The 22093-nt window shown below is 66.8% G+C and carries 25 protein-coding genes and 1 pseudogene; 6 read left to right on the forward strand and 20 right to left on the reverse strand.

The annotated features are described in order from the left end of the window. Positions 1-21 precede the first annotated feature (21 nt). The 4 genes from CA606_RS11830 to yajC all read right to left on the reverse strand — a co-directional run bounded on the left by CA606_RS11830 (position 22) and on the right by yajC (position 3407). Positions 22-375: an Mth938-like domain-containing protein gene (locus CA606_RS11830; RefSeq protein ID WP_096050954.1), complete on the reverse strand. Its 354-nt coding sequence runs from the start codon at positions 373-375 to the stop codon at positions 22-24. Then, positions 375-1340, reverse strand: a complete 966-nt coding sequence (gene secF / locus CA606_RS11835; RefSeq protein WP_181242562.1) for a protein translocase subunit SecF — start codon at positions 1338-1340, stop codon at positions 375-377. The genes CA606_RS11830 and secF overlap by 1 nt, the downstream gene beginning before the upstream one ends. Then, positions 1341-2939, reverse strand: coding sequence for a protein translocase subunit SecD (gene secD / locus CA606_RS11840; protein ID WP_096050952.1), 1599 nt, complete (start codon positions 2937-2939; stop codon positions 1341-1343). Positions 2940-3095: 156 nt separating this feature from the next. Beyond that, positions 3096-3407 carry a preprotein translocase subunit YajC gene (gene yajC, locus CA606_RS11845; RefSeq protein WP_096050951.1) on the reverse strand — a complete coding sequence of 104 codons (312 nt, stop codon included), beginning with the start codon at positions 3405-3407 and terminating at the stop codon, positions 3096-3098. A 118-nt stretch (positions 3408-3525) separates the two neighbouring features. Between yajC and CA606_RS11850 the strand changes: the two genes are divergently transcribed. After that, positions 3526-4365 carry an ATP-binding protein gene (locus CA606_RS11850; protein WP_181242563.1) on the forward strand — a complete coding sequence of 280 codons (840 nt, stop codon included), beginning with the start codon at positions 3526-3528 and terminating at the stop codon, positions 4363-4365. Between the two features lie 182 nt (positions 4366-4547). Here CA606_RS11850 and CA606_RS11855 read toward each other — a convergent pair whose 3' ends face one another. From CA606_RS11855 to serS, 4 genes are all read right to left on the reverse strand, one after another. After that, the gene (locus CA606_RS11855) at positions 4548-6377 is read right to left on the reverse strand and encodes a LysM peptidoglycan-binding domain-containing protein (protein WP_096050949.1); all 1830 of its coding nucleotides are present in this window, start codon (positions 6375-6377) and stop codon (positions 4548-4550) included. Between the two features lie 92 nt (positions 6378-6469). Continuing rightward, complete coding sequence (locus tag CA606_RS11860) at positions 6470-7138, reverse strand: protein-L-isoaspartate(D-aspartate) O-methyltransferase (RefSeq protein WP_096050948.1); 669 nt, start codon at positions 7136-7138, stop codon at positions 6470-6472. Further along, on the reverse strand, positions 7135-7926 hold the full coding sequence (surE, locus tag CA606_RS11865) for a 5'/3'-nucleotidase SurE (protein ID WP_096050947.1): 792 nt from the start codon (positions 7924-7926) through the stop codon (positions 7135-7137). Before surE ends, CA606_RS11860 begins: the two co-directional genes overlap by 4 nt. A gap of 161 nt (positions 7927-8087) precedes the next feature. After that, a complete protein-coding gene (gene serS, locus CA606_RS11870; RefSeq protein WP_096050946.1) occupies positions 8088-9512 on the reverse strand; it encodes a serine--tRNA ligase in 1425 nt (474 codons plus the stop codon). Between the two features lie 370 nt (positions 9513-9882). Between serS and CA606_RS11875 the strand changes: the two genes are divergently transcribed. Then, the gene (locus CA606_RS11875) at positions 9883-10350 is read left to right on the forward strand and encodes a hypothetical protein (protein WP_096050945.1); all 468 of its coding nucleotides are present in this window, start codon (positions 9883-9885) and stop codon (positions 10348-10350) included. 162 nt (positions 10351-10512) lie between these two features. On the opposite strand, the gene tatC is transcribed toward CA606_RS11875, so the two are convergent. The 9 genes and pseudogenes from tatC to CA606_RS11915 form a co-directional block, all read right to left on the reverse strand. Continuing rightward, positions 10513-11415, reverse strand: a complete 903-nt coding sequence (gene tatC / locus CA606_RS11880) for a twin-arginine translocase subunit TatC (protein WP_096050944.1) — start codon at positions 11413-11415, stop codon at positions 10513-10515. Further along, entirely contained in the window at positions 11412-11999 is a 588-nt protein-coding gene (gene tatB / locus CA606_RS11885) for a Sec-independent protein translocase protein TatB (protein WP_096050943.1), read from the reverse strand. Before tatB ends, tatC begins: the two co-directional genes overlap by 4 nt. An 83-nt stretch (positions 12000-12082) precedes the next feature. Continuing rightward, a complete protein-coding gene (locus tag CA606_RS11890) occupies positions 12083-12307 on the reverse strand; it encodes a twin-arginine translocase TatA/TatE family subunit (protein ID WP_096050942.1) in 225 nt (74 codons plus the stop codon). A gap of 132 nt (positions 12308-12439) precedes the next feature. After that, the gene (gene scpB, locus CA606_RS11895; RefSeq protein ID WP_096050941.1) at positions 12440-13108 is read right to left on the reverse strand and encodes an SMC-Scp complex subunit ScpB; all 669 of its coding nucleotides are present in this window, start codon (positions 13106-13108) and stop codon (positions 12440-12442) included. A 57-nt stretch (positions 13109-13165) separates the two neighbouring features. Continuing rightward, positions 13166-13240 (reverse strand): annotated as a pseudogene (locus CA606_RS20580) (hypothetical protein); the annotation flags it as partial. A gap of 17 nt (positions 13241-13257) precedes the next feature. Continuing rightward, positions 13258-14082, reverse strand: a complete 825-nt coding sequence (locus CA606_RS11900) for a segregation and condensation protein A (RefSeq protein ID WP_096050940.1) — start codon at positions 14080-14082, stop codon at positions 13258-13260. Further along, positions 14079-15116: a beta-N-acetylhexosaminidase gene (nagZ, locus tag CA606_RS11905; RefSeq protein WP_181242564.1), complete on the reverse strand. Its 1038-nt coding sequence runs from the start codon at positions 15114-15116 to the stop codon at positions 14079-14081. The genes CA606_RS11900 and nagZ overlap by 4 nt, the downstream gene beginning before the upstream one ends. Further along, positions 15113-15883, reverse strand: a complete 771-nt coding sequence (locus CA606_RS11910) for an SPOR domain-containing protein (RefSeq protein ID WP_096050939.1) — start codon at positions 15881-15883, stop codon at positions 15113-15115. The genes nagZ and CA606_RS11910 overlap by 4 nt, the downstream gene beginning before the upstream one ends. 178 nt (positions 15884-16061) lie before the next feature. After that, a complete protein-coding gene (locus CA606_RS11915; RefSeq protein WP_096050938.1) occupies positions 16062-17246 on the reverse strand; it encodes a deoxyguanosinetriphosphate triphosphohydrolase in 1185 nt (394 codons plus the stop codon). 88 nt (positions 17247-17334) lie between these two features. Between CA606_RS11915 and erpA the strand changes: the two genes are divergently transcribed. Further along, positions 17335-17667: an iron-sulfur cluster insertion protein ErpA gene (gene erpA, locus CA606_RS11920; protein ID WP_096050937.1), complete on the forward strand. Its 333-nt coding sequence runs from the start codon at positions 17335-17337 to the stop codon at positions 17665-17667. A 4-nt stretch (positions 17668-17671) separates the two neighbouring features. On the opposite strand, the gene CA606_RS11925 is transcribed toward erpA, so the two are convergent. Then, positions 17672-18046 carry a hypothetical protein gene (locus tag CA606_RS11925; RefSeq protein WP_096050936.1) on the reverse strand — a complete coding sequence of 125 codons (375 nt, stop codon included), beginning with the start codon at positions 18044-18046 and terminating at the stop codon, positions 17672-17674. Between CA606_RS11925 and xth the strand changes: the two genes are divergently transcribed. The 3 genes from xth to CA606_RS11940 are packed head-to-tail and all read left to right on the forward strand — an operon-like array spanning position 18046 to position 20368. Next, the gene (gene xth, locus CA606_RS11930) at positions 18046-18834 is read left to right on the forward strand and encodes an exodeoxyribonuclease III (protein WP_096050935.1); all 789 of its coding nucleotides are present in this window, start codon (positions 18046-18048) and stop codon (positions 18832-18834) included. The two genes, CA606_RS11925 and xth, sit on opposite strands and share 1 nt — an antisense overlap. 56 nt (positions 18835-18890) lie before the next feature. Next, positions 18891-19397, forward strand: a complete 507-nt coding sequence (locus CA606_RS11935) for a hypothetical protein (RefSeq protein WP_096050934.1) — start codon at positions 18891-18893, stop codon at positions 19395-19397. Positions 19398-19441: 44 nt separating this feature from the next. Continuing rightward, the gene (locus tag CA606_RS11940) at positions 19442-20368 is read left to right on the forward strand and encodes a hypothetical protein (RefSeq protein WP_096050933.1); all 927 of its coding nucleotides are present in this window, start codon (positions 19442-19444) and stop codon (positions 20366-20368) included. Positions 20369-20521: 153 nt separating this feature from the next. On the opposite strand, the gene CA606_RS11945 is transcribed toward CA606_RS11940, so the two are convergent. Next, on the reverse strand, positions 20522-21166 hold the full coding sequence (locus CA606_RS11945; protein WP_096050932.1) for a LysE family translocator: 645 nt from the start codon (positions 21164-21166) through the stop codon (positions 20522-20524). A gap of 3 nt (positions 21167-21169) precedes the next feature. Then, positions 21170-22087 (reverse strand): Gfo/Idh/MocA family protein, encoded by a 918-nt coding sequence (locus CA606_RS11950; protein WP_096050931.1) that lies wholly within the window; start codon positions 22085-22087, stop codon positions 21170-21172. Between the last annotated feature and the right edge of the window lie 6 nt (positions 22088-22093).

A 22093-nucleotide genomic window follows, 5' to 3' on the forward strand; every position in this document is an offset into this window, starting at 1 on the left:
GAGAGTCGCCGAGCCGCCCGGCTACACCGCGATCAGCGCCGCCGCCAGTCTTCGGCCTTCGCTGGCCAGGACGTTATAGGTGCGCGCGGCGGCTTCGGTGCTCATGAACTCCAAGCCGACGCCGGCCGCCTTCAGGGCGTCACGGACCGGGCGCGGCGGCAGCGCGTTGTTCAAGCCCGTGCCCAAAAGCACAAACTCGACCGCGCCGCCCGCCGCGAAGACCTCGGCGAACGCTTCCGGGGTCAGGTCAGACAGCGCCGACGCGGCCCAGTCGCGCGGCTGGTCGTCGAGGATCAGCAGCGAGCCGGGCCGCCAGACGCCGGCGACCCGAAAGCCGCCGCCGCCCCAGGCGTCGATGGAGGGCGGTTGGCGCATCAGGGACGCGAGGCCTCGCCGAGCTTGATCGGCGTGGCTTCCTCTTCGCCGCGCTTGACGCCCCACAGCAGGATGATCGGCGCGCCGACATAGATCGACGAGTAGGTGCCGACCGCGATGCCGAAGATCATGACGACGGAGAAGCCGAACAGGGCGTCGCCACCGAAGATCGCCAGACCCGTGAGAGCCATGATCGCCGTGACGCCGGTGATGATGGTGCGCGAGACAATTTCGTTGATCGACAGGTCGATCACGTCCTTCAACGGCATCTTCTTGTACTTGCGCAGGTTCTCGCGCAGGCGGTCGAAGACGACGACGGTGTCGTTCATCGAATAGCCGATCACGGTCAGCAGCGCGGCCACGGTGTTGAGGCTGAACTCGATCTTGAACAGCACGATGAAGCCGAAGGTCAGGATCAGGTCGTGCAGCAGGCCCGCGACGGCGCCCAGGCCGAATTGCGGCTCGAAGCGGAACCAGATGTAGAGGAACATCAGACCGACGGCGAGCACCAGGGCCAGGACGCCGCTGCGGAACAGCTCGCCCGAGACCTTGGGACCGACCGCCGAGGGGTTGATGAACTGGACGGGGTCGCCCAGCGACTGCTTCAAAGCCGTCTTGACGTTGGTCAGGGTGACGCCGGGGTCACCGCCGGCCGGCGTCTGAAACCGCACCAGGGCGCGATCCGGCGAGCCGAAGGCTTGCACCTGCACGTCGCCCAGGCCTTGGGCTTCAAGCGTGCTGCGAACCTTGGTCAGGTCGACCGCGCGCGGGGCGGTCGAGACTTCCATGACGGAGCCGCCCTTGAAGTCGATGCCGAGGTTGAGCCCGGGCTTGAACACGCCGATCAGCGAGGCGACGACCAGGGTCGCGCTGATCAGCGCCATCAGGCGCGCGAACTTGACGAAGGTGAGGTTGGTTTTCTGCGGGAGCAGCTTGATCAGGGGCCAGGCCATGGGTGCGCTCACTCAGATCGGAAGTTTCTTGGGGCGGGCGGCGCGGAACCACCAGCCGATGAGAAGCTGGCTAACCAGCACGGAGGTGAACACCGAGGTGAACACGCCAATCGACAGGGTCCAGGCGAAGCCGCGGACAGGGCCCGCGCCGAACGCGAACATGATGCCCGCCGCCACCAGGGTGGTGACGTTGGCGTCGATGATCGTGGTCATGGCGCGCGAGAAGCCCGCATCAGCCGCCATGATCGGCGATTTGCCGGCCCGGGCCTCGTCGCGCATCCGCTCATAGATCAGCACGTTGGCGTCCACGGCCACGGCCAGGGTCAGGATCAGACCGGCGATACCGGGCAGAGTCAGCGTCGCCTGGGTCAGCGACATCGCCGCCACGATCAGCATGCCGTTGATGATCAGCGCGATCACCGAGATGCCGCCAAACAGCAGCCCGTAGCTGAGGATCATGAAGACGACGATCGTGATGAAGGCCACGAGGGTGGAGATCGCGCCGGCGCGCACGGCGTCCGCGCCCAGTTCGGCTCCGACGGTGTTCTGCTGCTCGACCTTCAGAGGCGCGGGAAGCGCGCCCGAGCGCAGCAGCAGAGCCAGGTCAGAGGCGCTCTCGGCCGTGAACGAGCCGGTGATGATGCCGCTGCCGCCCAGGATGGCGCCGTTGATGGTCGGCGCGGAGATGATCCGGCCGTCCAGAACGATGGCGAAGCGCTTGCCGACATTGCGGGCGGTGGCGTCGCCGAACTTGCGCGAGCCCGCGCCGTTGAACTTGAACGACACGGCGGGCGCGCCGCGATCGTCGAAGCTCTGACGAGAGTCGACCAGCTCATCACCCGACACCAGGGCGCGCTTACGCACCACATAGGCGGCCTGGAAGCGGTCGTCGCTGGGCAGAGCTTCAGAGCCCGGCGGGATACGCCCCGCCGCGATATCTTCGGGCGTGACCGAGTCGTCGACCATCTGGAACGTCAGCTTGGCGGTCTTGCCGACCACGGCCTTGAGGCGCTCGGGGTCGCTCTCGCCGGCGGCCTGGATCACGATGCGATCGGCGCCTTGGCGGGTGATGTTGGGCTCCTTGGTGCCCAAGGTGTCGATGCGTCGGCGAATGGTCTCGATGCTCTGATCCACCGCCATCGACGCGTCCTGAGCCGCAGCCTCCGGCACGAAGGACAGCTCCAGGCGCTGATCGTCACGCTTGTTCACATTGACGTCGCGCCCGCTGACCGAGCCGGCGAACGGCGAACCGACCGATCGACGCAGCAAGCTGGCGGCCTCGTCGACCTTGGCCGCATCGGCGATGCGCAGACGGACCGTGCCGTTCACCTCGGCCAGTTCGCCGAAGGTGATCTGCTCGCCCCGCAGAACGGTGCGGACATCCTCGACGAGGTTCTTCAGGCGCTCCTTGCGCAGGGCGTCGGTGTCGACCTCATACATGAGGTACGAGCCGCCCTGCAGGTCGAGGCCAAGGTTCAGCTTTTGCTGGGGCAACCAGCTCGGAAAGCTATCCAGCGTCTTCTGCGGCAGGAGATTGGGCAAGGTGAAGAGAATGCCGAAGATCACCGAGAAGGTGACCAAGACAATCTTCCAGCGAGACAGTGTCAGCATGGATAAACGCTCGGATCGACGCCGTTAGACGCCTGGATTTGCGCTGGGATCCGGTCGTCAGACGATGATCGCCCGACGCCGGAGACCCAGATCAATATGTTCGGAGCCCTTGGACAGGACATCCGAACCGATGGCTACTACGCGTGGAACGTCAGATCAGTTCTTGGCGTCGTTGGCGGCGGCCGGTTCGCCCTTGGTGCGGACCTCGGCGATCATGCCCTTCACGACCTTCACGGTCACGCCGGTGGCGATCTCGACGCCCACTTCACGGTCCTCGACGCGGACGACCTTGCCGATCATGCCGCTGGACAGCACGACGGTGTCGTTGCGCTTCAGGTTGTTGAGCATGTTCATGTGCTCTTTCTGGCGCTTCTGCTGCGGACGGATCAGCATGAAGTAGAACAGCACGACCATCAGGATGATGGGCAGGATGTTCATCAGGGTCGCCGTGGTGGAACCGGTGGGCATGGTCTCTCCAAAAAATCCAAATGCGCGCCGCCTAGAAATAGGGTCGCGCCAAGTCGGCGGAAGCTATGCGTTCGCCTTATCTTTTGCAATGCGAGCCCGTGAGGGTATGGAGCAACACATGACCGACGCGCTCGTCCCCCTGCTCGCCCGCATCGCCGACGCCTTGGATCGCTTGGCGCCGGCCGCCCCGGAAGCGCCCGATTTCACCGCCGCGCGCCTGTTTCGACACGAGCCCCAAAGCGGCGCGTTTGTCGCCGCGCCGGACTATCCGCTGTCGCTGGATCTGCTGGTCGGGATCGATCGTCAGAAGGCGCGGTTCGTCGAGAACCTCCGCCGCTTCGCCGAGGGGCTGCCCAGCAATCACGTGCTGCTGTGGGGCGTGCGGGGCACCGGCAAGAGCTCGGTGACCAAGGCCGCGTTCATGGCCATGGCCGAGACCTATCCGGACCTGAAGCTGGTCGAGGTTGATCGCGACGAGGTGGCCGCCCTTCCCCCGCTGTTTGACCTGTTGCGCGCTCGTTCGGAGCGGTTCGTGGTGCTTTGCGACGATCTCTCGTTCGAGGACGGCGCGGCGGCGGCCAAGGCCCTGAAGTCGGCCCTGGAGGGCGGGGTCTCGGGTCCGCCCGAAAACGTGCTGTTTGTGGCCACGTCCAACCGTCGGCACCTGATGCCGCGCGACCACGTCGAAAGCCAAGGCGCCATCGCGGCGGCCGAGAACGCCGAGGAGGAGATGAGCGTCTCCGACCGCTTTGGCCTGTGGATCGGTTTCCCGCCCATGGACCAGGCGACCTATCTGGCGGCGATCCGCAGCTACGCCGGGCGGTTTGGCCTGGACGCCGCCGATCTCGATCGCCGCGCCCTACAGTGGTCGCAGATGCGCGGTGGGCGTTCAGGGCGCGTCGCCTGGCAGTTCGTCCGCGATCTGGCGGGGGAGCTTGGTGTGGGCCTGCCGGGTTAATCGCCCGAGCCTTCGTCATCCCGCGACGTGTTCGCGGAACCCATTTGTCCGCCGCAGACGCCCTACGGACCAGAAGGCTCAGGTGAAAGCTGAACCATAGGCCCCGCGCAGGATGCGCGGGATGACGAGATATTGGTGATGAAACGCAAAAGGCCCGTCTCTTTCGAGGCGGGCCGTATGCCCTAGCGCGGCAGCACCAGTCCCGGATCGACCGGCTTGGCCTTGTCCTTCACCGTCGGCGCATAGCGCATCTCGAAGTGAAGTTGCGGCTCGTTGACCCCGCCGGTGGCGCCGACCGTGCCGAGCTGTTCGCCCTGCTTGACCTGCTGGCGCATCTTCACATTGGTGCTGGAGAGGTGCGCATAGGCCGTCACCCAGCCGTCAGCGTGCTTGACCAGCACCAGGTTGCCGAAGGTCGGGACCTGGTTGCCGGCATAGGCGATCTCGCCATCGGCCGACGACAGCACCGGCGAGCCCTGCGGCGCGCGGATGTTGAGGCCGTCGTTGCGCTGGCCCGTGCCCTTCACGCCAAAGGTCGAGATGATCTCGCCGCGCAGCGGCCAAGCGAACTTGCCCTTACCCGAGGCGATGATCTCGGCCTCGGTCGGCGCGGCTGCGGTCTCGATAATCGGCCGCGAGTTGGCCGGCGGCGTGATCGGCTGGGCGGCGACCGGCGCGGTCGGACGCGTGGCGGCGCCGCTCGGGGCATAGGGGATGGGGCTGGACGGCGTGGCGGGCGTCGCCGCGCTGCTGTCCACGCGAGCATAGGTATTGGCCGGCGGCGTGGTCGGGCGGGTCGTCGCGACGCTGGTCGTCGTGGTCTTGATCGGCCCCTTGTCGCGGAAACCGTCAGGCAGCGCGATCTTTTGGCCCTTCTTCAGCGAGGCCGTGGCCCGCAGATTGTTCTCGGCGGCCAGCACCTTGACGCTGACATTGAAGCGCTTGGCGATCTCGCCCAGCGTGTCGCCGGTTTGGACGGAATAGGCCTTCTGCGTCGTCGCCGGACCCTTGATCTTGGCGCCCAGCTTCAGCGGCTTGTCGGGATCAAGCTTGTTGGCGTCGGCCAACTCGCTGAGGCTCATGTCGAACTTGCGCGCGATAGCGGTCAGGGTGTCGCCCGACTTGACCGTGTGCACCTGACGCGGTCCGGTCACGGTCACGACCGAGCCCGTGACGCTGAGGGTCGTGGTGCTTGTGGTGGTCGGCTCACTCGTCTCGGCGGAGACCGGCTGGCGCACAGGCGTCGAAGCGGCCGCCGTGGGACGCTGTGCGGTCGGCGCCGGCGTCGGCGTCGCTTCGGCGACCGATGCGGCCGGCGTTCCCGGGATCACCTGGGTCGTCTTGGTCGGACCCTTGTCCTTGTAGCCGTCCGGAAGGCGTAGCTTCTGGCCCTTCTTGATGGCCGAGCTGGCCTTCAGGTCGTTCTCTTCGGCGAGGGCTGCGGCGGTGACGCTGAAGCGTTTGGCGATCGCGAACATCGTGTCGCCGGTCTGCACGACATAGGCCTTGGCGCTGGTCGCGGGGCCCTTGATCTTCTGACCAAGCTTAAGGCGATAAGGCGGCTCCAGATCATTCAGCTTGACCAGCTCGGCCCGGGTCGAGCCCATGCCGCGCGCAATGGCGTCCAGCGCATCGCCGGATTCGACGACCCGCACCTGCGGCTTGCCCGCAACCTCGACGACGGGACCGGCGACAGTGGTGGTCACCACGGTCTTGGACGGCGTCGCGCGCAGCACGGGCTGCGGCGCCGGCGCCGGAGCTTGTGCGGGCGGAGGCAGTTCCGACTGGGCCACGGGCGCGAGGGGCTGCGTGGCGATCGGCGTCGGACGCGGCAGGGTCTCGGCCTCGCCGGCCGGAGCCTGCATCGTTTCACCCGGCGGCGGCGCGGCCGGCTGGGTGATCGGGAAGTTTGGCGTGAAGCGCTGCCCCGCCTGACCGCTGGCGTGCGCAGGAGCGCCGAGTGTTCCAGCCGTCAGGGCGATCACCGCCGCTTGCGTCCACAACTGCCTCATAGCGTCTCCTTTCCCGTCGGAGCTCCAAAGGGCTCCGCCAGGGTAAACCAACCTTTAACATCCCGAGACGCGACGAACGCGTCCCCAGAAACTCACTGATCCTTGGCGACGCCGGCCAGCAGGGGCACGAAGCGCACATCGCAAAGAATCTCGACCCGAAAGCCGCCCTTGCCGTCTCCGGCGTAGCGCCGAAGGCTCTGGACAGGCCCCTTCCCGACCGGCGCGACCAGCACGCCGTTCGGCTTCAGCTGCGATAGCAGCCGCTTGGGATCATCTTCCGCCGCAGCCGTGACCATAATGCGGTCGAACGGCGCCTGTTCGGCCCAACCCTCGCCGCCATCGCCGAACTTGGTGATGACATTGGTCAAACCCAGCGTGTTGAAGCGCGCCTCGGCGTCCTTCATCAGGGTGCGGTAGCGTTCGATCGTATAGACCAGCCGCGAGACCTTGCTGAGGATCGTCGTCTGGTAGCCCGAGCCGGTGCCGATCTCCAGCACGCGCGAGCGCGGCTCGACCGTCAGGGCCTGGGTCATCAGGCCGACGATATAGGGCTGGCTGATCGTCTGACCGCAGGCGATCGGCAGGGCCGAATCTTCCCACGAGCGGTCTTTGAAGAGGTCGGGCGTGAACAGGTCGCGGGGCGTGGTCTCGATGGCCTTAAGCACCTGCAGATCGGTGACGCCTTGGTCGCGCAACGCCTTCATCAGGCGCGGCAGGTCGGCCTTGGCGTTCTCGGCGGCCTTCGTCGTCCCTCCGCTCATGCGCCCACCTTCTTGGGCGGCGCGCCGCCCAATACGCCCTTCAGCGCATGCACGGTTTCATTGTGCGTAAGGTCGATGTGCAGCGGCGTGACGGAAATCCGCCCCTCATAGATGGCCCGCAAGTCGGTGCCTTCCGCGGGCTGGGACGCCTTGGCGGTGAAGCCCATCCAGTAATAGTCGCGGCCGCGCAGGTCGGTGCGCTTGTCCATGTGGCGCATATGGCCGTCGCGGAAGCCCTGCCGAGTCACCTCGACCGCCTTGACGCTCTCCGGCGGCAGCGCGGGGAAGTTCACGTTCATGACCACGTTGGCGGGCCAGCCCACCTCGAGCAGGCGCTGGACGATGCCGGGCGCGAACGCCTCGGCCGTCTCCCAGTGGGCGACGATCTCGTCGTGGAAATAGTTCATCGACTGCGACAGGGCGATCGACGGGATGCCCATGGACATGCCCTCGATCGCGCCGGCCACCGTGCCCGACAGCGTCACGTCCTCGGCGATGTTCTGGCCGCGATTGACGCCCGACAGGACCAGATCCGGCTTGGCCCCCTCGATGAGGTGCTGCACCGCCATCATCACGCAGTCGGTGGGCGTGCCCTCGACGGCGAAGCGGCGCGGGTCGAGCTTTCGCACGCGGATCGGGTCGGCCAGGGTCAAGGCGCGGCTGGCGCCGGACTGTTCGTACTCGGGCGCGCAGATCCAGACATCGTCGGTCAGGGCGCGGGCGATCTTCTCCAGAGCCTGGAGGCCCGGCGCGTGGATGCCGTCGTCGTTGGTGAGGAGAATGCGCATAATCTAGCCCTCCCCCTCGATGGGGGAGGGTTGGGTGGGGGTGATGCGGCCGTGGCCGATCCTCGACGCCGGCCGGTCGGCCACGGGGACGCTGAGAGGCCGAGACACCCCCATCCCTACCCTTCCCCCATCAAGGGGGAAGGACGTGTTCCGAGCAGCCATCACGCCTGCCCCCCGATGTGCGTCACGCCGTCCATGTAGGGCTGCAGCGCCGCCGGGATGTGGATGCGACCGCCCTCGTCCTGATAGTTCTCCAGCACGGCCACCAGCGTGCGGCCGACGGCCAGGCCCGAGCCGTTCAGGGTGTGCACGAAGTGGCCGCCCTTCTCGCCGGTCTTGCGGAAGCGGGCGTCCATGCGGCGGGCCTGGAAGTCACCGCAGTTCGAGCACGAGCTGATCTCGCGGTACATGTCCTGCGAGGGCAGCCAGACTTCCAAGTCGTAGGTCTTCTTGGCGCCAAAGCCCATGTCGCCGGTGCACAGCAGCATGGTGCGGAACGGCAGCTCCAGCTTTTTCAGCACCGCTTCGGCGCACTCGACCATACGCTGGTGCTCGGCCTCGGACTGGTCGGGCGTGGTGATCGAAACGAGCTCGACCTTGTAGAACTGGTGCTGACGGATCATGCCGCGCGTGTCGCGACCAGCCGAACCCGCCTCGGCGCGGAACGACGGCGTCAGCGCCGTCAGGCGCATCGGCAGCTCTTCCTCGGCGATGAGTTGCTCGCGGACGATGTTGGTGAGCGAGACCTCGGCGGTGGGGATCAGCCAACGGCGGCCCTGACGTTCAAGCTTGTCAGCAAAACGTTTGACCAGATCGAACGGCCCTTCGGCGGCATACTCTGGAAGATGGCGCCGATTGATGTGGTCCTCTTCGAGTTCTGCAAGCAGACCAGATTTCCACTCCACCGTAGTTTGAAAGAGATCCTCTTCAAACTTCGGCAGCTGACCGGTCCCAAACAAAGCCTCGTCCTTCACCAGCAGCGGCGGGCTAACCTCAGTATAGCCGTGCTCGACCGTCTGCAGGTCCAGCATGAACTGGCCGATGGCGCGCTCCAGGCGGGCGATCTCTTTCTTGAGGACGACGAAGCGCGCGCCGCTCATGCGGGCGGCGGCTTCGAAGTCCATGCCGCCCAGGGCCGCGCCCAGGTCGACGTGGTCCTTGGGCGCGTTCAGCTTGCCGGCCGGCAGTTTGGACGCATCGCCCCAGCGGCGCTGCTCAACATTGCCGTGCTCGTCCTCCCCGGCCGGGACTTCGGCGGCCGGAATGTTGGGCAGGCTAGCCAGCAGGTCGCGCAACTGGCCGCCGGCGAGGCTCTCGGCCTCGGCGGCGGTGGCCATGACGCCTTTCAGCGACTCGACCTCGGCCATCAGGCGGGCCGCTTCGGCCTCGTCCTTCTTGGCCTTGGCCATGCCGATCAGCTTGGAGCTTTCGTTCCGCTTGGCCTGGGCCTCCTGCAGCGTGGTCTGAGCCGCGCGCAGCTGAGCGTCCAGCGCCACGGCCTCTTCAGCCGCGCCCGAACGGCCCTTGGCTGACCAGTGGCGGTCATAGGCTTCAGGATTTTCGCGGATGGCCTTGATGTCGTGCATCGAACGCTAGCTCGGTAGAGGCAGTGAGAGACGCCCTCTCTAAGGCGCGTCGGCGGGGGCGCCAAGCTTTCCGGGTCGCGCGTCGCCGTCTGAACGGCTTCGTGGCCCTCCATCGGCGACGCCCCGAGGGATGCGTCTTGCGCCAAAATGCCGATTTGAGGACCAGTGCGACCGCATGACGCACCTGGTTAGAGCTCAAGATTCCCCTTCAAAGCCGGAAACCCGCATCAAATTTCCAATTATTACCGAAAATTAACCACGCTTTGTCATGCAGGTTTAATCGGAAGCGCGGAAAAGCCCCGCTCAATTCAGTGCGCTTCTCCTCCCCCCGAAAAAACGGCCCTCCCCGGCCTCCTCGATCATTCAAAGGATGACCATGAAGACGTTCGCCGCTCTCGCCGCTCTCGCCATCGCCGCCGCCGTCGCCGCCCCGGCCAGCGCCAAGACCAACGAAGTCCGCATTTCGATCACCGGCAAGAACTCGGTCGAGATCCAGAACGCCATCAAGGCCGCCGCCGACACCGTCTGCACCGCGAACGGCAAGCTGATCGCCGCCGACTGCGTTGAAAGCGCCATCACCAGCGCCAACCGTCAGCTGGCCATGATCGTCCGCGCCCGTGACACCGGCAAGGCTCTGCCGTCGGAAACCCTCTCGGTCGTCCGCATCTCGCTGAAGGGCAAGAGCCGCGACCAGATCCACTCGGAAATCCGCGTCGCCGCCCAGATGGTCTGCAAGGCCCAGCCGCGCTTCAGCGTCGCGACCTATCAGTCGTGCGTCGCCGACACCGTTCGCGCCGCCAAGGCCCAGCTGCAGGCCCGCAACGGCGCCGCCGCCTAACGGCCAATGAACAGAAGTCGCTCGCGTATCTGAGCGGGAAAAGGGCTCTGCGGCACGGTCGCAGGGCCCTTTGTTTTGGGCGGTATTCGCGTTGAACTCGGGCGCTTGGGCGGAGGGAAATCCTCGCTGGCGCCCGCACTCAAAGCGAAGACGGCCTTTGCCTTACGAGGCGACGAGGTCCGTACCGGCCTTCTCGTCTTCCTCTTTGCGACGGCGCTCGATGAGCCAGACGCACCAGATCGAGATTTCGTAAAGCAGGCAAAGCGGAACCGCCAAGGTGATCTGGCTGATCGGATCTGGCGGGGTGACGATCGCCGCGACCACGAAGACCGCGACGATCGCATAGCGACGTCCGGTCCGCAGCATTTGCGACGTGATCAAGCCTGCAAGCCCCCCCAGCGACAGCACGACGGGCAGCTGAAAGCTGAGGCCGAACGCCAGCAGCAGGGTTGTGACCAAGGTCAGGTACTCAGACACCCGGGTCTGCAACACCACCTGCACGCCGTCGCCCACCATCTGCTGGCTCAGCGAGAACCACAGAACGAACGGCAGCATCACGTAATAGACCAGCGAGGCGCCCATCAGAAACAGCACGGGCGAGGCGATCAGGAACGGCAGGAACGCGTTGCGCTCCTTCTTGTACAGACCCGGCGCCACAAAGCGGTACAGCTGCCAGGCGATGATCGGGAACGCCAGGATGATCCCCCCGAACGCGGCCAGCTTGATATTGGTGAAGAACTGCTCCAACGGCGCGGTGGCCTGCAGGGTGATGTTGGCCAGGGCGCCGGTCGCCACCTTCTTCACGCCGACCAGCGCCAGGAGCAGGTCGAAGGCGCCGTGCTCGCCGCCACCGTCTTGCATGGCCTTGAGGCCCTCGGCGACGGTGAACGGCCGCACGAGAAACAGGAAGATCGGTTTAACGAAGGCGAAGCAGACGCCAAAGGCGATGGCGATGGCCGCGACGCAGATGATCAGCCGCGTGCGCAGCTCGATCAGGTGATCCAGGAGCGGCGCGCGCGAGCCCTCGATCTCGTCCTCGGGGTCGTGTCCGATGGCTGTACTCACGAGACGATGTCCGAAGCGGTGGAGCCGCCGGCCTTGCTGGCGCGCTTGCGCGGCGCGCGAACGGCCTTGGGCGCTTCCACGGTGATGTCCTGCTTGGCGCTCGCCCGCTTACGCGGCGCCTTGGCAGGTTCGATCAGAACCGGCTCGGAAGCGACCTTCTTGCGCGGTGCGCGTTTGGGCTTGGCCTCGACGATCTCCGCCGACGGCTCGGCCGTGGGCAGGATCGAATTGTGAACCTCGGCGGCCGCATAGGGATGGCCCTGCATCGCGCCGCTGGACAGCGAGGCGTCAATGTCGGCGAAGACCTGATCGACCTGGACGTCGCGCGCGGATTCCGCCGCGTCCTGCACAGGATTGGTGAACTGGCCCGACCGCATGGCCTGAACCTCGCGGCGCAGTTCGTCGAGCTCTGACTGGCGCGCCATCTCATCGAAGCTGGCGCGGAACTCCGACGCCATGCCGCGCATGCGACCGACAAATTGGCCGAGCTTGCGCAACAGAAGGGGAAGGTCCTTGGGACCCACCACGATCAGGGCGACGGCGGCGATGATGAGAAGTTCTGTGCCGCCGATATCAGGAAGCATGGACGCGCCTTAGAGCCGAGGAGCCCGAAAGCGCCCCGCGAGGTTGGACCATCGCGCGAGGAGAGGCCCCCGCGCGCTCGATCTTACGACTTGCGAAGCTCTTCGGCTTCGGCCTCGTTGCGCGGCAGGGCGCCCTTGGCCTTGTTGTCAGCGACTTCGCTGCTGCTGTCGTCCTTCAGGCCGTCCTTGAACGCCTTGATGCCCTTGGCGGCGTCACCCATGACGCTGGAGAGCTTGCCGCGGCCACCAAACAACAGGGCGACGATCCCGATGACGATCACCCAGTGAATCCAACTCATGCTACCCATAGCGTCGGTGCTCCTTGCGACAGCGGCGCTTTAGACCGTGAGCCGCGTCGTTACAATCTCTGTCTCTATATAGGCGCCGGCATGGCAAGGAGCCAAGCGTGACAAGACCATAGAGGCCGGTTGCCGCTCGCCTCAGGCTTTTTCGGGCTCGCCAAGGAAGTCCTGCGCGAATTCGGGCGCATCGGCGTCGTCCAGATCGAGGGGATCTTCCTCCTCGCCGGCGCGAAGCCCCAGGGGATCGGGCACGGCAAAGCCCGGCGGCAGGTTCATTTCCAAAAGGCCAGCCGCCTTCATCTCGGCGATTCCCGGCAGGTCGGCCAAGGTCGCCAGGCCGTAGTGCTCCAGGAAGGCGTCGGTGGTGCCGAAGGTCACCGGCCGCCCCGGCGTGCGGCGCCGCCCCCGCATGCGGATCAGTCCCAACTCCAGCAGGACGTCGATGGTGCCCCGGCTGGCCTGCACGCCTCGCACCGCCTCGATCTCGGCGCGGGTGACGGGCTGATGATAGGCCACGATCGCCAGCGTCTCCTGCGCGGCCTTGGACAGCCGGCGCGGCTCCTCCCGCTCCTCGGTCATCAGGAACGACAGGTCGGCGGCCGTCTGGAACCGCCACCGCCCCGCCACGCACGCCAGTTCGATCCCCCGCCCCTCATAGCGCGCGCGCAGGGCCTCGATCCCGGCGGCGATATCGGCCCCTTCGGGAAGACGCTTGGCCAGGTCGACATCGCTCAGCGGCTCGGCCGCGGCGAACAGCAGGGCCTCGATGCAGCGCTCGACGAAAAGAGGATCCAGTTCGGTGGTCATGGCGTCAGGTGTAGCGCTTGAAAACACCATGTCATCCCGGAAGCCTCATAGAGGCTATCCGGGACCCAGGAGCCGGCGCACTGCGCTCGCCCCTGGGTCCCGGCTCTACGCTGCGCTTCGGCCGGGATGACACGGCGGTCTGTGTGCATTTAGTCAGCCACGTCCAGCGGCTCGGCGCGTGTCCGCAGGTAGATGTCCTGGAAGTGATCCAGCTGGCGCGCCTCCAGCACACCTTCCTTCACCAGTTCCAGCGAGGCCGAGAGCGTGGACGCCAGATACGACGCCGGCGACGGGCCGTCGTCCGTCTCCAGCACCCGATCGATCGGCGCCACCGAGGTCAGGACGGTCCAATCTTCCATCCGGGGCAACAGGCTCCGCAGGCGGTCACGGGCGTCTTCCAGCGGATAGGCCGTGGGCGGGCGCGGCGCGTAGTGACGGCTGTGCTCGCGCTTGCGCTGCTGGATGTAGGCGCTCATCAGGCCATAGAGGTCGCCCTCAAGCCTCGTCGACGAGACGATCTTGACCGCGTCAGGGTCGCCACGCGTGAAGACGTCGCGCTTCAGGATCGGACGCTCCTTCAGGGCCTCGACCGCCTTTCGCATCACGTCCAGCTTGGCCAGCCGGAACGCCAGCTGCGCCGCCATTTCCTCGGCCGGCGGCTCCTCGGCCTTGGCGCGCTCGGGCTTGGGCAGCAGCAGGCGCGATTTCAGGTAGGCCAGCCAGGCGGCCATAACCAGATAGTCGGCCGCCAGGGCGAACCGCACGCGGCGGGCCTGCTGGACGAAGGCCAGGTACTGCTCGGCCAGACGCGTGATCGACAGCTGGAGCAGATCGACCTTCTGGCTGCGCGCCAGGGCCAGCAGCACGTGAAGCGGGCCTTCGTAGCCGTCGATATCGATGACGAGCGCTGCGCCGTCCTCGGCCGCCTCGTTGGCGGCCTCGAAGTCAAAGGTGGGCTGAAAGCCCGTGCTCAAGCGTACTTTCCGTCGAAGGCCGCGTCGAACCGGGCCCGGGCCTCGGCCACATCGAAGGGCTCGGGAACCTTGACCAGGCGGCCCATGACCGCCTGCGCGCGGCGACGGGCTTCCTTGCCCATCCGCCCGACGCCGGACATCACGGCCTTCATCTCGGCCAGGTCGCCGTTGCAGTGCAGGACGACGTCGCAACCGGCTGAAAGGCTGTCCTTGGCCCGCTGCTTGAAGTCGCCGGACAGTGCCTTCATCGACAGGTCATCGCTCATCAGCAGTCCGTCGAAGCCGATGGACTCGCGGATGATCTTCTTGATCGCCTTCTTCGAGGTCGTGGCCGGGTTCTTGCGGTCGATCGCCGTGTAGACGACGTGCGCGGTCATCGCCATCGGCATGTCCGACAGCACGCGGAACGGCGCGAAGTCACGCGCGTCCAGTTCGGCCAGCTTGGCGTTGACCACCGGAAGTTCCAGATGGCTGTCAGCCATAGCGCGGCCGTGGCCCGGGATATGTTTGATGATCGGCAGCACGCCGCCGGCCAGCAGACCTTCGGCCGCCGCGCGACCCAGGGTCGCCACCTGCTCGGGCGTGTCGCCATAGGCGCGGTCGCCGATGATCTCGTGGCCCTTCGGATCGGGAACGTCCAGCACCGGCACGCAGTCGACATTCATCCCCAGCGCGTGAAGATCATGAGCGATCAGCCGGGCGCCCAGGCGCGTGATCTCGCGGGCGACCAAGGGGTCGTTCGCCACCAACTCACCGTAGGCGCGGCCCGGCGGATAGGTGCGCCAGTGCGGCGGTTGCAGGCGAGCGACGCGCCCCCCCTCCTGGTCGATCAGGATCGGCGCGTCCGCACGGCCGACCGTGTCGCGCAGGGCGGCGGTCAGGGCGCGGACCTGGTTGGGGTCGGCGATGTTGCGCTTGAACAGGATGAAGCCCCAGGGCTTCACGTCCTTGAAGAAGGCGACCTCTTCGGCCGTCAAGGTCGTCCCGGCGCAGCCGAGGATGGCGGCGGAAGAAGCGCCCATCAGAAGGCTCATTTCACAAAGCAGGACTTGCCCGAGGCGGCGATCGCCTCGCAGAAGGCCTTGGCGGCCTCGCGCGTGGCGAAACCGGTCACCGAGGTGCGGTAAAGCGTCGTGCCGTTCTTATCGACCGTCTCGACCTTCTTGCCCTTGCCGGCCGCAAGGCCTGGCGCCAGGCGCACCGCCTCGGTCCAGGCCTTGTCGGCCAGGGCCGGCGACGACAGCGCGCCGATCTGTACCGAAGCAGCGCCCGTCGACACAGCGGCGGGCGTCACGGCCACGGGCTTCGGCGCGGCCTGAGCCACCTGCACCGGCTTGGGCGTCGGCTTCTGGGCGGCGGCGGTGGCCAGCGACTCGATCGTCGGCGCGGCCGGAGCCGGCTTGGCGGCGGGCAGGCTGGCGGTCTCGACCGGCGTCGCCGCCGTCGGCGCGACGGGACGCGCTTGAGGCGTTTCCGGCGGCGCGGCGAACGTCGCCGACGGCTGCGGATCCTCGTTGTGATAAATCTGGAGGCCCGAAGCCGGGTCCTTGGGCTGGCTGCCCTCGGCCGGCGGGGTCTTCATTTGCGCGACCTCGGCGCCGACCGCTTGCGGCGGCTCGTTGGGGCCGCGCACGCCGCCGCGATAGATCATGACCACCGCCACCACCAGGGTCACCAGAACCACCGCGCTGATGATCAGGGTCATGGGGAGCGGGCGCGCGCCCCGCACCGGCTGACGCGCATCGAACGACAACGGCGCGTCGGTAGGCGGCGTATAGGCCCCGCGGTGCGGATCGGACATCTCAGATAGGCTCCAAAACTCTGCGCGCCGACAGGCGGCGCACGGAACGACGCATCGAATCAGACGCGCGCGACCCTAGGTTACCCAAGGCCGGGCCGTCTCAGAAGCGTCCGCCCCGTTCCGGTGGCGGACGAGCCGCCGCTCGCCTCCCCGGTCTGGGTCCTGAGTCCTGAAGAGATCAGTTCCAGACGTCGAGGTGGAACAGCTTGCGATGTTCTTCTATCGCGAAGCGATCGGTCATGCCCGCGATATAGTCGCAGACCACCCGGGCGCGGCCGGCTTCGTCGCGGTTCTGCGACTTGGCGAACCAGACAGTGGGCAGCACCTCCGGCTCACGCAAGAAGAGCGAGAACATTTCGCCCAGAATGCGGCGAGCCTGGCTGCGGGTGCGATTTACGCGCCAGTGGCGGTACATGCGCTCGTAGAGGAAGCCCCGAAGCCGGGCCAGGTCCTCGGCCATGTCCGACGAGAACGCCACCAGGGCGTGGTCCAGGGCTCGGACCTCATCGGCGGACTGGACGCCGCTGGCCGCCGCGCGGTGCAGCGTCTCGCCCATGACGTCGTCGACCATCGCGCCGATCATGCGGCGCACGGCTTCCAGATGGGTCAGGCGCGCGTCGAGATCGGGTCGCTCGCTCTTCACCGCGGCCAGGATCGGGCCGATCAACGGCACGTCCATCAGCTCATCCAGCGTGAACAGGCCCGCCGTCACGCCGTCGTCGACGTCGTGATTGTTGTAGGCGATGTCGTCGGCCAGGGCCGCGACCTGGGCCTCGGCCGACGCCCAGGTGCTCAGGCCCAGCTCGTACTCGTTGTCGTACTTGGAGATCGCCTTCCAGGAAGGCTTGCCCAGCTTGTTGGTGACCGGCCCGTTGTGCTTGATCACCCCTTCCAGCGTTTCCCAGGTCAGGTTCAGGCCCACGAAGTCGGGATAGCGGTGCTCCAGCTCGGTGACGACCCGGAACGTCTGGACGTTATGGTCGAAGCCGCCGTACTCGCGCATCTGGATCTCGAGCTCGTCCTCGCCGGCGTGGCCGAACGGCGGATGGCCCAGATCGTGCGCCAGGGCGATGGTCTCGGCGAGGTCGGCGTCCAGGCCCAAGGCGGTCGCCAGCGAGCGCGCCACCTGCGCGACCTCGAGGGTGTGGGTCAGGCGCGTGCGGAAGTTGTCGCCCTCGTGAGCCACGAAGACCTGGGTCTTCTCCTTCAAGCGCCGGAAGGCCGACGTGTGGATGATGCGATCGCGGTCGCGCGCGAAGGGCGTGCGCGTGCGGCTCTCGTCCTCCTTGAACCGACGCCCCTTCGACTTGCTGGGATCTTCGGCGTAGGGCGCGCGCGGGACGTAGTACGGAGTCTGAGACATAGACCGCCTTTATCGCGTTGAACGATTTGGCCCCTTCCGAAGAGGCCGCGACACCCTCATATAAGCCGAAGGTAACTTTTCCACAGCCATGACCCAACTCGACTTAACGCTTTCCGAAAACGCCGCGCGCCGGATCAAGGCCATCGCCGAGACCGAGGGCCGTCCGCTGATGCTCCGTGTCGCGGTCGACGGTGGCGGTTGCTCGGGCTTTCAATACCGCTTCGATCTGGTCGACACGGTCGACGACGACGACCTGAAGGTCCAGCGCGACGGCGCGACCGCCCTGGTCGACGTGGTGTCGCTGGCCCTGTTGAAGGGCTCTGAGATCGACTTCGTCGACGAACTGGCCGGCGCGGAGTTTCGGGTTCGTAACCCCAACGCCAAGTCCAGCTGCGGTTGCGGCGTCAGCTTCTCGATCTGAGCGGTCAGACCGGCACGAACTGCAGCAGCGTCAGGGTGGCCGCGCCCCAGGCTAAGGGCGTGACCATGGCCGCCCAGGCCAGCGGCGCCGCGCCCTTGCGCCACAGGATCCATCCCGCCAGCGGCCCCAGCAGGCAGACCACCCAGAACAGGGCCGCGAAAGCGAAACCCAGCCAGGCGATCGGATTGAGGACGTTGCCGGCGCGGTCAAAGACCAGCGGCGTGAAGATCGCCAGAATAGCGCCCAGCACGGCCAGCACGCCGCAGAGGCCCGTCGCCAGCGTCATCAACGCCAGCTGCGTGCGATCGATGGGCTTTTTCCCCGACTTGAGCGCGGCCTTCATGCGCCCTAGCCTCCCGCCGCACCTTGGAGCCGTCAATGCGTATCGCCACCTGGAACGTCAATTCGATCAATGCTCGCCTGGAGAGCGTGTTGGCGTGGTTCGAATCGGAAGCTCCCGACGTGGCCGTGCTGCAGGAGATCAAGTGCGTCGACGAGAAGTTCCCGACCGAAGCCTTTGAACGGCTTGGCTATAACGTCGTCGTTCACGGACAGAAGACCTACAACGGCGTGGCGCTGCTCTCGAAGCATCCGATTGAGGATGTCCGCAAGGGCCTGCCCTTCCTGTCCGAAGACGAGGTCGACGAGCAGGCGCGCTATGTCGAGGCGGTGATCGCCGCGCCGACGCCGTTCCGCGTCGTGGGCATCTACCTGCCGAACGGCAACCCGATCGGGACCGAGAAGTTCGCTTACAAGCTCTCCTGGATGCGCCGACTGCACGCCCACGCCCAGGGGCTGCTGGCGCTCGAGGAACCGCTGGTCATCGCCGGCGACTACAATGTCATCCCCGAGGCCGAGGACGTCGCCAACCCGCAGGCCTGGCTGGGCGACGCCCTGTTTCAGCCGGAGAGCCGCGCGGCCTTCCGCGCCTTGAAGAACCTGGGCTTCGCCGACGCCTATATGCAGGCCGACGGCGCGCCGGGCGGCTATACTTTCTGGGATTATCAGGCCGGCGCCTGGCAGCGGAACCTGGGCATCCGCATCGATCACCTCCTGCTGTCGCCGCAGGCGGCCGACCGTCTGACGGACCTGGTCATCCACCGCGACGAGCGCGACAAGGAAAAGCCCTCGGACCACGTGCCGGTGGTCGGTCATTTCCGAGACTAGGCGCGATAGACACACCTAAGGTTTAGTGAGAAGCTCTGAGGCCTTGGAGGTTTCAGATGCTCGCAACAGCCGTGACAGCCTTCATCCTGGCGACGACCACGCCTGCCGCGCCACCGGCCGCCGTCGCGACATCGCCCACGGAGGCCGCGCGCTACGCTCTGACCCACGGATGCCTGGCGGCCGCGCGCAAGGGCGTCAAGCTGGCCAGCCTCTCCAACCCGTTCATCGTCTTGGCGGACAAGGGGCGCGGGATTTACGTGATGAGGGGCGCCGGCCAGATCCTGATGTCGGATAGCCCCCCACAGGCCAGCTGCTATCTGCGTGTCGGGCAGGGAGACGGCGAAGACCTGCGCCGCATGGCGCTGGGCTTGCTGGCGGCCGAGGCGCCGACGCGTCCGGTTCAGGACAGCGGTCCGGGTTCGAAACCGATGCGCCAGGAGCTTCATTGCGTGAAGGTCGCCGGGCGATCCATGACGGCCCTGCTGTCCAGCGCCAGCGGCCCTGGCGGCGCGCCGCTGCAGTTCTCGCTGCTGAATGAACAGGACATTTGCCGCGTCCGGTAGGCCGCCTGTCCCCTCGTCGCGACTCTCTTTAGCCTTGAGAGACTATGAGCGAGCTCGCGCGTCTTTTGCTGTTCGTGGCCATCGCCGGCTCGGCGGTGACGTTCCTGGGCAGCCTGGCCATCTGGTACGGCGATGAGGACCGGCGCATCCGCCGCGCCCTCCGCAACGTTCTCAAGAGCGAGCCGGAAGGTGTTGTGGTCGCGCGCGGTCGTGGCCGGGGCGCCGGCTTTTCCTTTTCCACCAACCTGCTGGCGGTGGCCTGGGATCGCGGCGCCTGGTGCCTGATCTATCGCCTCGACGAGCTGGTCGGCGCCGAGCTGCTCGTCGATGGCCAGGTGATGGGCCGGGTCTTCCGGGGCGAAGGTCGCCGGGCGATCGACCATGTCGCGCCCCAGGCCCAGACCGTCACCCTGCGCCTGATCTTCGATGACCCGCGCAATCCTGACTTCACCCTGGACCTCTGGGCGCCGGGCGACGAGACGCGCCGTGAGAGCAAATCGCCCGCCGAGCTGATGCAGGAGGCCAATCGCTGGCTGGCCCGCTGCGAGGCGATCGTGCGGCGACCGCTGCCGCCACGGCCTGTGCGGGAAGCGCCCGAGACGGTCGTCGCAACACCGCCGCGCCCAGCCCCGCCCGCGGAATCTCTCGTAGAGGAAGACGACGAGGCCGAGGACGATGACTTCCACGCCCCGCCCCCGCCCCTGCCCAACACGCCGCCGCCGCTGGCCCGCCGCTCGTCGTTCGACGAAACGCGTCGGCCGCCCGCCTCCCGTCCCGGATCACGCCCCGCGCCGCCCGCCCCTGCTGAGCCGGACATGTTCGGCGATCCGCCCTGGGACGAGGATGAGCCCCCCCGCGCCACTCGCGCTGCGCCGGAGCCGCCCCCCGCTCCGGCTTACTCGCCCCTATCCAAGGCGCGCCGCGAGGCCTCGGGTGATCAGGACGAGCTGCCCTTCGATCTCGATGATTGAAGACTTTGGCTGTTTTGCTGGTGAGGATTGATGGCGTCTTCTGCGAAGCGCTTTGCTCGGCCGAAGGCTTGCTCACGCCCGACCGCGACGCGTTGGCTGGAGACGTTGAATAGGTCGCGAGCTTAGGACTGCGCTCTGAAAAAGGGGCTTTGTTCAGACCGATTGGCGGGTCTCAAAGGCGATCCAGCCGGCGGTCAGCAACAGGGCGATGGCGAAAACTCGCCGGGCTCGCTGATCACCGCCCAACCTCGTCAGTCGACCCGCCAAACTCCCGGCGGACAGCACGATGCCGCCGTGGATCAGGATGCTGATCAGAATGTGGCAACCGCCCAGGATCACAGCCTGCACCGTGGGCGAAGCGTGTCCGGGCTTCACGAACCCGGGAAGCAGGGTCACGTAGAAAAGCGCGGCCTTGGGATTGAGCAGATTGGCCAGCAACCCCTTGCGGAAATGCACCCAGTCCGAGGCCCCGCTGGCCGAGGCTTCGGCCTTCTCGCCGCCCCGCCAGGCGTCGACCGCCAGCCAAACGATGTAGGCGACACCAGCCCAGCGCAGCAGTTCGTAAAGCGGGCGGTTGTTGGCCAGTATGGTGGTCACGCCGGCCACGGACGCGACCATGTAGGCCAGCAGGCCACAGGTGATGCCCGCGACCGTAATGAAGCCGGCGCGGCGCCCCTCGACCACGGAAAGCCCAGCCAGATAGCCCATGTTGGGGCCAGGTGTGAGCTCGATCAGAATGATCGCCGCCAGGAACGGCGCGACCATCGATGGATCGACCGGCCACACCCCGTGCGGCATCGCCTAACCCTCGGCCGCCTGCTCGACCGCCAAAGCCAGATCGAGCGCCCGCGCGGCCTCCTCGCCGGTCACCACGGGCCGGGGCGCCTCCCCGCGCACCGCCGCCAGGAAGCCGGCGACCGACAGGCCCAGCGGATCCTTGCCCGCTGGCGTCTCGGTGAAGTTCTCGATCAGCGGGAACGGGGTGGTGTTGCGGAACGTGCGCTGGAGAAAGTCGATCTCGACCTCGCCGGAGGGATAGACGACCTTCATCGTCCGCTCACGGGCCTCGGCGACCCGGGAGCTGTCGAACACGGCGGTGAAGCCGTTGTCGAAGGTGGCTTCGGCCTTAACCCAATCGAGCGAGGTCGAGCGGGTGATCGCGCCCTCGCCTTCCACCGCGATCGGCTGGCCGTCGCAAAGCGCCAGGGCTAGGTCGATGTCGTGGATCATCAGGTCCAGCACCACCGAGACGTCGAGATTGCGATCCGACGGCGTGCCTCGACGCACGGCCTCCAGCCGCAAGGGCTGCTCGGGGATGTCCAGCAGGCCCATGGCCTGAAACACGACGCGCTCCTGGTGGCCGCAGGCCAGGGGGACGCCGGCCTTGGCGGCTGCGGCGACCATCTTGTCGGCGTCTTCAGGTGAAACGACGATGGGCTTTTCCGAATAGACCGGCTTACCCGCCTTCAACGCCGCCAGAGCGGGCGCGGCGTGATGGACGGCCGGCGCGGCGACGGTGACAACGTCCACCGCGGCCAGGAAGGCGTCCATGTCATCGAAGCCCTCGGCGCCCAGCGGCCCGGCCAGCGCCTCGGCCCGCGCCAGATCGATGTCGAACACGCCGACCAGAGCCACACCGTCCAGCTCGACGTACTTCTTGGCGTGATAGCCGCCGAACACTCCGGCGCCGACGACGCCCGCTTTCAGAGTCTGGGTCATGGCCGC

Source organism: Caulobacter vibrioides (genome assembly GCF_002310375.3).
Lineage (GTDB): Bacteria > Pseudomonadota > Alphaproteobacteria > Caulobacterales > Caulobacteraceae > Caulobacter > Caulobacter vibrioides_D.